6 protein-coding genes are annotated in these 7,376 nt (G+C 65.6%); all 6 read left to right on the forward strand.

Going from position 1 to position 7,376, the window contains the following annotated elements; all coding sequences use genetic code 11:
• Positions 1-273: 273 nt before the first annotated feature.
• The 6 genes from lldP to O0J15_RS19830 all read left to right on the forward strand — a co-directional run bounded on the left by lldP (position 274) and on the right by O0J15_RS19830 (position 7,297).
• Positions 274-1,932 carry an L-lactate permease gene (lldP, locus tag O0J15_RS19805; RefSeq protein WP_134735617.1) on the forward strand — a complete coding sequence of 553 codons (1,659 nt, stop codon included), beginning with the start codon at positions 274-276 and terminating at the stop codon, positions 1,930-1,932.
• Between the two features lie 53 nt (positions 1,933-1,985).
• Positions 1,986-2,750, forward strand: a complete 765-nt coding sequence (lldR, locus tag O0J15_RS19810; RefSeq protein WP_005417039.1) for a transcriptional regulator LldR — start codon at positions 1,986-1,988, stop codon at positions 2,748-2,750.
• A gap of 4 nt (positions 2,751-2,754) precedes the next feature.
• Entirely contained in the window at positions 2,755-3,894 is a 1,140-nt protein-coding gene (gene lldD, locus O0J15_RS19815) for an FMN-dependent L-lactate dehydrogenase LldD (protein ID WP_155029746.1), read from the forward strand.
• A complete protein-coding gene (gene dld, locus O0J15_RS19820; RefSeq protein WP_155029745.1) occupies positions 3,891-5,597 on the forward strand; it encodes a D-lactate dehydrogenase in 1,707 nt (568 codons plus the stop codon). The genes lldD and dld overlap by 4 nt, the downstream gene beginning before the upstream one ends.
• Positions 5,598-5,688: 91 nt before the next feature.
• Positions 5,689-6,297: an SMI1/KNR4 family protein gene (locus tag O0J15_RS19825; protein WP_134735620.1), complete on the forward strand. Its 609-nt coding sequence runs from the start codon at positions 5,689-5,691 to the stop codon at positions 6,295-6,297.
• A gap of 115 nt (positions 6,298-6,412) precedes the next feature.
• Positions 6,413-7,297 (forward strand): hypothetical protein, encoded by an 885-nt coding sequence (locus O0J15_RS19830; protein ID WP_134735621.1) that lies wholly within the window; start codon positions 6,413-6,415, stop codon positions 7,295-7,297.
• Positions 7,298-7,376 lie beyond the last annotated feature (79 nt).

Here is a 7,376-nt window from a genome sequence, read left to right on the forward strand (position 1 = left end):
TGGGTGGTGGGGCTGGGGTGGGGGGGGGGGTTGCTGACGGGTTTTTGGGTGGGGTGGCGGGGGGCGCGGCCCGCGGCCGGCACTACCATGAAGTTTGTAATGGTCGGACCAATATGAAGGCTAGCCCTATGGTCTAATAGGCTCGTCGTCGGAGTGGCGGTTAAATCTGCTACAAGTGGTCTGATCGAAATCATCAATGGTAATACCAATGATCGACGGCCACGGCGACCCACCGCTTGCGGTGGGCTCCTCCGTTCCCAGTCGAGAATCTTCATGCAGCCCTGGCAACACCTGTACGACCCCGCCGGCAACCTGTGGTTGTCCAGCCTGATCGCGCTGCTGCCGATCGCGTTCTTCTTCGTTGCCCTGGCCGTGCTGCGCATGAAGGGCTGGCTGGCCGGCACGATCACCGTGGCCATCGCGCTTGGTGTGGCGCTGTTGTTTTACCGCATGCCGTTGGCCCAGGCGCTGGGCGCGGCCGGTTTCGGCTTCGTCTACGGCCTGTGGCCTATTGCCTGGATCATCATCGGTGCGGTGTTCCTCTACAAAGTTTCGGTCAAGACCGGGCAGTTCGACATCATCCGCGCTTCGATCCTGTCGGTGACCGAAGACCAGCGCCTGCAGATGCTGATGGTCGGCTTCGCCTTTGGCGCCTTCCTCGAAGGCGCGGCCGGTTTCGGTGCGCCGGTGGCGATCACCGCAGCGTTGCTGGTCGGGCTGGGCTTCAAGCCGCTGTATGCCGCCGGCCTGTGCCTGATCGTCAACACCGCGCCGGTGGCGTTCGGTGCAATGGGCATTCCGATCATCGTGGCCGGGCAGGTCACCGGCCTGGATGCATTCGAGATCGGCCAGATGGCCGGCCGCCAGCTGCCGTTCCTGACCATCATCGTGCTGTTCTGGATCATGGCGATCATGGATGGCTGGCGCGGCATCAGGGAAACGTGGCCGGCGGTGCTGGTTGCGGGTGGCTCGTTCGCCATCGCGCAGTACCTGACCTCCAACTTCATCGGCCCGGAACTGCCGGACATCACCGCGTCGCTGGCGTCGCTGGTGTGCCTGACCCTGTTCCTGCGCCGCTGGAAGCCGGTGCGGATCTTCCGCTTCGATACCGAAACCAGCGCCGAGGCGGCCGCACAGGCACTGGAAGCGCCCCGCTACAGCGTTGGCCAGATCGCCAGGGCGTGGTCGCCGTTCCTGATCCTCACCGCGATGGTCACGCTGTGGAGCATCAAGCCGTTCAAGTCGCTGTTCGCGGCGGGTGGCCCGCTGGAAAGCTGGGTGCTCAAGATCCCGGTGCCGGGCCTGGACCAGATGGTGCAGAAGATGCCGCCGATCGTGGATGCACCGTTGAGCTACGAAGCCGTCTACAAGTTCGACTGGTTCTCGGCCACCGGTACCTCGATCATCCTCGCTGCGGTGATCGCGATCATCGCGCTGCGCATGCCGGCCCGTTCGGCGCTGCGCACCTTCGGCGAAACCGTGCGCGAGCTGCGCATGCCGATCTACTCGATCGGCATGGTGCTCGCCTTCGCCTTCATCGCCAACTATTCGGGCCTGTCGGCGACGCTGGCGCTGGCATTGGCGCACACCGGCGACGCGTTCCCGTTCTTCTCGCCATTCCTGGGCTGGCTGGGCGTGTTCCTGACCGGTTCGGATACCTCGTCCAATGCGCTGTTCTCGGCCCTGCAGGCAACCACCGCGCAGCAGATCGGCGTGTCCGACGTGCTGCTGGTGGCGGCCAACACCACTGGCGGTGTCACCGGCAAGATGATCTCGCCGCAGTCGATCGCCATTGCCTGCGCAGCGGTCGGCCTGGCCGGCAAGGAATCGGATCTGTTCCGCTTCACGGTCAAGCACAGCCTGATCTTCACCACGATGGTCGGCCTGATCACCCTGGCCCAGGCTTACTGGCTGACCTGGATGATTCCCTGAGCCATGCGCGGCTGGCCGACCACCCGCTGCGCGCTTCGGGCCACAATGGCGCCATGAGCACGCAACGTATTTCGGACAAGGTGGCTGCGCAGCTGCGCGGCCTGGTGCAGGAACAACAGCTGCGGCCGGGCGACCGGCTGCCGGCCGAGCGCACCCTGGCGGTGCAGCTGGGGGTCTCGCGCACCGCGCTGCGCGAGGCCATCGCGCAGCTTGCCAGCCAGGGTCTGTTGACCGCACGGGTCGGTGGCGGCACCTACGTGGCCGAGCCTGCGGCACGCGCGCGGCAGGCGCTGGATGAACCGCTGGCGCCGTACCTGCCGCTGTTCCAGGGCGACCCGGAATACCGCTTCGACGTGCTGGAGATCCGCCACGCGCTGGAAGGTGCCACCGCCTGGCATGCGGCGCTGCGTGCCACCGACGAGGACCGCGCGCGCATCGCACAGGCCTTCCAGACCATGATGGACGCGCACGGCAAGGACGACCCCACCGGCGAGGCGGAGGCCGACGCGGCCTTCCACCTGTCCATCGCCGAGGCCTCGCACAACCTGGTGCTGCTGCAGGTGATGCGCGGGCTGTTCGAACTGCTGCAGACCAACATCTCGCAGAGCCGCGAAAAGCTCTACACCTCGGCGAGGACCTTCTCGCCGTTGTCCGACCAGCACCGCGAGATGATGGACGCGGTGCTGGCGGGCGACCCCGAACGCGCGCGCGCCGCCGCGCATGCCCACCTCGAATTCGTGCACACCACGCTGCGCACCCTCGATGACAACGAAGCCCGGCGTGCGCGGGCCTCGCGCCTGCCTTCCCCACACGGTTGACCCCATGATCATCTCCGCCTCCACCGATTACCGTGCTGCAGCGCAACGCCGGCTGCCGCCGTTCCTGTTCCACTACATCGATGGCGGCGCGTATGCCGAGCACACGCTGAAGCGCAACGTTTCCGACCTGTCCGACATCGCGCTGCGCCAGCGCATCCTGCGCAACATGTCCGACCTGAGCCTGGAAACCGAGCTGTTCGGCGAAAGACTGGCGATGCCGGTGGCGCTGGCGCCGGTCGGCCTGACCGGCATGTATGCCCGGCGCGGTGAAGTACAGGCAGCGCGCGCGGCCGACAGCCGCGGCATCCCGTTCACCCTGTCCACTGTATCGGTGTGCCCGATCGAGGAAGTGGCACCGGCCATCCAGCGGCCGATGTGGTTCCAGCTGTATGTGCTGCGCGACCGCGGCTTCATGCGCAATGCGCTGGAGCGGGCACAGGCTGAGGGCGTGACCACGCTGGTGTTCACCGTGGACATGCCGGTGCCGGGTGCGCGCTACCGCGATGCACACTCCGGCATGAGCGGCCCGAACGCCTCGCTGCGCCGTATCGGCCAGGCCATCACCCATCCGCACTGGGCGTGGGACGTGGGCCTGTTCGGGCGCCCGCATGACCTGGGCAACATCTCCACCTACCGCGGCAACCCGACCGGGCTGGAGGACTACATCGGCTGGCTGGGCAGCAACTTCGATCCCTCCATTTCCTGGAAGGACCTGGAGTGGATCCGCGAATTCTGGAAGGGCCCGATGGTGATCAAGGGCATCCTCGACCCGGATGACGCGCGTGATGCGGTCAAGTTCGGTGCCGATGGCATCGTGGTCTCCAACCACGGTGGCCGCCAGCTGGACGGCGTGCTGTCCACCGCACGCGCACTGCCGGCCATCGCCGACGCGGTGCAGGGCGACCTGAAGATTCTCGCCGATTCGGGCATCCGTACCGGCCTGGACGTGGTGCGCATGCTGGCGCTGGGTGCCGACACCGTGCTGCTGGGTCGCGCCTTCGTCTATGCGCTGGCTGCGCAGGGCGAAGCCGGGGTGGCCAACCTGCTGGACCTGATCGCCAAGGAAATGCGCGTGGCGATGACGCTGACCGGCGCGCGCCGCATCGCCGACATCGGCCGCGATTCGCTGGCCAGCCTGCCATGAGTGGCCACGATGCGGTGCTGGCGCAGTTGCGCGATACGGTCGGCGGTCGCCATGTACTGACCGGTGACAAGGCCACGCGCCGCTTCCGTCGCGGCTACCGCTTCGGCGATGGCCCGGTGCTGGCCGTAGTGCGCCCGGGTACGCTGCTGGAACTGTGGCGCGTGCTGCAGGCTGCGGTGCAGGGCGGCGCGGCGATCATTCTGCAGGCGGCCAACACCGGCCTGACCGGCGGCTCGACCCCGGACGGTGATGACTATGGCCGGCCGATCGTGCTGGTCAGCACGCTGCGCCTGACCGGCATCCAGTTGTTGAACGAAGGCCGCCAGGTGCTGTGCCTGCCGGGTGCCACGCTGGACCGCCTGGAGCAGACGCTGGCCCCGCTGGGTCGCGAACCGCATTCGGTGATCGGCTCGTCCTGCATCGGTGCCTCGGTGCTGGGCGGCATCTGCAACAACTCCGGCGGTGCGCTGGTGCGACGTGGCCCGGCCTATACCGAGCTGGCACTTTACGCGCAGGTCGACGCGGAGGGCCAGCTGCAGCTGGTCAATCATCTGGACATCGCGCTGGGTGACACGCCCGAGCAGATCCTGCAGCGCCTGCAGGCCGGTGACTACACGGCCGCCGACGTGGGCGATGGCGACGGCTGTGCGGCTTCCGACCCACGCTATGCCGAGGAAGTGCGCAAGGTCGACGCCGATACCCCGGCACGCTTCAATGCCGACCCCAGCCGCCACTTCGAGGCAGCGGGATCTGCCGGCAAGCTGGCAGTGTTCGCGGTGCGCCTGGACACCTTCGAAAAAGAGGCTGCAGAGGTCTTCTATATAGGCAGCAACCGTACCGACAGCCTCACCGCGATCCGGCGCCAGCTGCTGACCGGCTTCGAGCGCCTGCCGATTGCTGGCGAGTACATCCACCGCGATGCCTATGATATCGGCGAGCGCTACGGCAAGGACAGCTTCCTGCTGATCGACCGCCTTGGCACTTCCCGCGTGCCCGCCGCGTTCGCGTTGAAGAGCCGTGTCGATGGCTGGTTCGAGCGGTTGGGCCTGCGCGGCGTGACCGACCGTGTGATGCAGGTGCTGACGGGCCTGCTGCCCTCGCACCTGCCCAAGCGCATGGGCGAGTTCCGCCAGCGCTACGAGCATCACCTGTTGCTGAAGGTCTCTGCCCAGGACGCTGCGGAAACCGAGGCCTGGCTGCGCAGCTTCTTCGCCGGCCACGAAGGCGGCTATTTCCACTGCACGGCGGAGGAGGGACGCAAGGCGTTCCTGCATCGCTTTGCCGTGGCCGGTGCCGCGGTGCGCTACCGTGAAGTGCATCGTGACCAGGTGCAGGACATCGTCGCGCTGGACATCGCGCTGCGACGCGACGATGCCGACTGGTTCGAGCAGCTACCGGCGGATATCGACGCGCGCCTGCTGCACAAGCTGTACTACGGCCACTTCCTGTGCCACGTGTTCCACCAGGACTACATCGCGCGCAAAGGTGAAGACCCGATGGCGATCGAGCATGCGATGTGGGCGCTGCTGGACCAGCGTGGCGCCGAGTATCCGGCCGAGCACAATGTCGGCCACCTGTACCCTGCCAAGCCTGCGCTGGCGGGCTTCTACAGGCAGCTGGACCCGAGCAACACGTTCAACCCGGGCATCGGCCAGACCTCGAAGGCCAAGGGATGGGGTGGCTGCGACTGTAGTGGGCACTAGCGGCGCACCATCTGAAAATTCGGACTTCTTGCATTCCTCACTGATCGGGTTGGCACTAGGCTGAGGTCTTGGCTGGGGGGATACAGGACCAATGCAGACTGCAGATCAGATATGGGCATTCATCAAAGCGTCGCTTCGCGAGAAGAGTTGTCTGGATGAAGCGCAGTTGCGGCCGGGAGCCTCCGAAAGCGAGTTGGTTGAACTGGAGGCTCAGCTTGGAGTCGCTTTGCCAGATCTGCTAAGGCAGTTGCTGATGATTCACGATGGGCAGGATGGGGTCGGGCTTCTGTTCGGGAGTCAAATGCTTTCGTCCATGGAGATCAGGCGGCAGTGGCACGGTTGGCGTGAGATTGAGGCCGACGGCATGAACGAGGACTGCGCGGAGTTCATGAGGTCGAGTCCCGCGGGGGTGGTGAAGCCGATGTACACCAATGCGCGTTGGATACCGCTGACTCACGATGGTGGCGGCAATCACATGGGATTGGATTTCGATCCCGACATTGACGGTGGTGAAGGACAGGTGATTGCCTTTGGTGCGGATGAAGACACCAAGTACCTTCTCGCTCCCACTTTCGCTGAGTTCGCTGAAAAGGCGGTGGAGTGGATCAGTCAGGCAAGCTGGGATGGTGAGAATCTCGAGTCGCCAACTGATGACGGCTTCGCTTCCCCGGCAATTCTACGAAGTGCTGGTGGGGCGTAGTTTGGATTGATGCTCTGATAGAAGAGGGCAGTCGGGTGTCCGTTGAATGGGCTGGGTCGCAGTTTTCCCGATTTTCCTGCGCTACCATCCGGATTCATCAGCAGGAATCTCCTCGATGCCCACCGTTCTCGCCCGCGCCACCCTCTGCACTGCATTGCTGGCGACCCCGCTGCTGGCGCTGGCCCAGTCCGCGATCCTGCCGCAGCAGCGCGATACCGCCGGCAATGTGATGGAGCCGCTGGGACAGGTGCTGATCGCGAGTGAGACTGGACCGTCGGGGCTTTATGACTGCACGCGGGACGGCAACTGGTGCATGCGCGTGCAACCGGTTGCCGAGGAGGGTGACCGGCCGAGCGTGCTGGAAGTGCTTGAGAAGGTGCAGGGCCGGGGCAAGCCGCACACCTACCACGTCAGCATCGACGTGCCGCAGGAAAGCGAGCTGTCGCTGTGGCCATGGATCGTGCGGCTGGCCCCTGGCGTGGGCAGCGATGAACCGGTGACCGACCCGCAGCAGCGCGCCCGCCAGAATGTGCTGGTGGGCGGCATCGTCACGTTCAGCACCATGTACTCCGGTGGAGGTGCCGATGCGTCCACGCTGCAGTTGGCACGCGTGCGCCACCTGCAGGACGACATCCAGGTGGACGACGACGTGCTGACCGTGCCATGGCTGGGCAATGCGATGATCCGCGCCTGTTTCAGCGAGCAGGACAGCAAGCAGCGTGCAGGCGCCTGCCACGACGAATACAGCTTTTCGGCGAAGCTGGCGCTGGATCCAGCAGGGCAGGGCATGCCCGTGCTGCGCTACCAGACCGTGGCGACCCGGTTCCCGGCCGGTGTTTCGCGCTTCGAGGATTCGCTGGCCAAGGGGCCGCTGAAGAAGCAGGATCTGCGCACCGAACAGGACCCTGTGTGTACCTACACGCGGCTGTTCCGCTTCGGGGCGGGGATGTTCCACCCGGACCAGGCGCTGCCGGACTGTGCCGGCTATACCGAACCCTGAAATGTAGAGTCGAGATCCTATGTTCGTGGTCAAGCCTGCTGGAAGCAGGCTTGACCCACCTTCAGCATGGCCGGATCGA

It is taken from the genome of Stenotrophomonas sp. Sm10 (assembly GCF_030985515.1).
GTDB lineage: Bacteria > Pseudomonadota > Gammaproteobacteria > Xanthomonadales > Xanthomonadaceae > Stenotrophomonas > Stenotrophomonas hibiscicola.

Coding starts and splice junctions, on each gene's coding strand:
- lldP (WP_134735617.1), top strand. CDS start 274: ATGCAGCCCTGGCAACACCTGTACGACCCCGCCGGCAACCTGTGGTTG.
- lldR (WP_005417039.1), top strand. CDS start 1,986: ATGAGCACGCAACGTATTTCGGACAAGGTGGCTGCGCAGCTGCGCGGC.
- lldD (WP_155029746.1), top strand. CDS start 2,755: ATGATCATCTCCGCCTCCACCGATTACCGTGCTGCAGCGCAACGCCGG.
- dld (WP_155029745.1), top strand. CDS start 3,891: ATGAGTGGCCACGATGCGGTGCTGGCGCAGTTGCGCGATACGGTCGGC.
- O0J15_RS19825 (WP_134735620.1), top strand. CDS start 5,689: ATGCAGACTGCAGATCAGATATGGGCATTCATCAAAGCGTCGCTTCGC.
- O0J15_RS19830 (WP_134735621.1), top strand. CDS start 6,413: ATGCCCACCGTTCTCGCCCGCGCCACCCTCTGCACTGCATTGCTGGCG.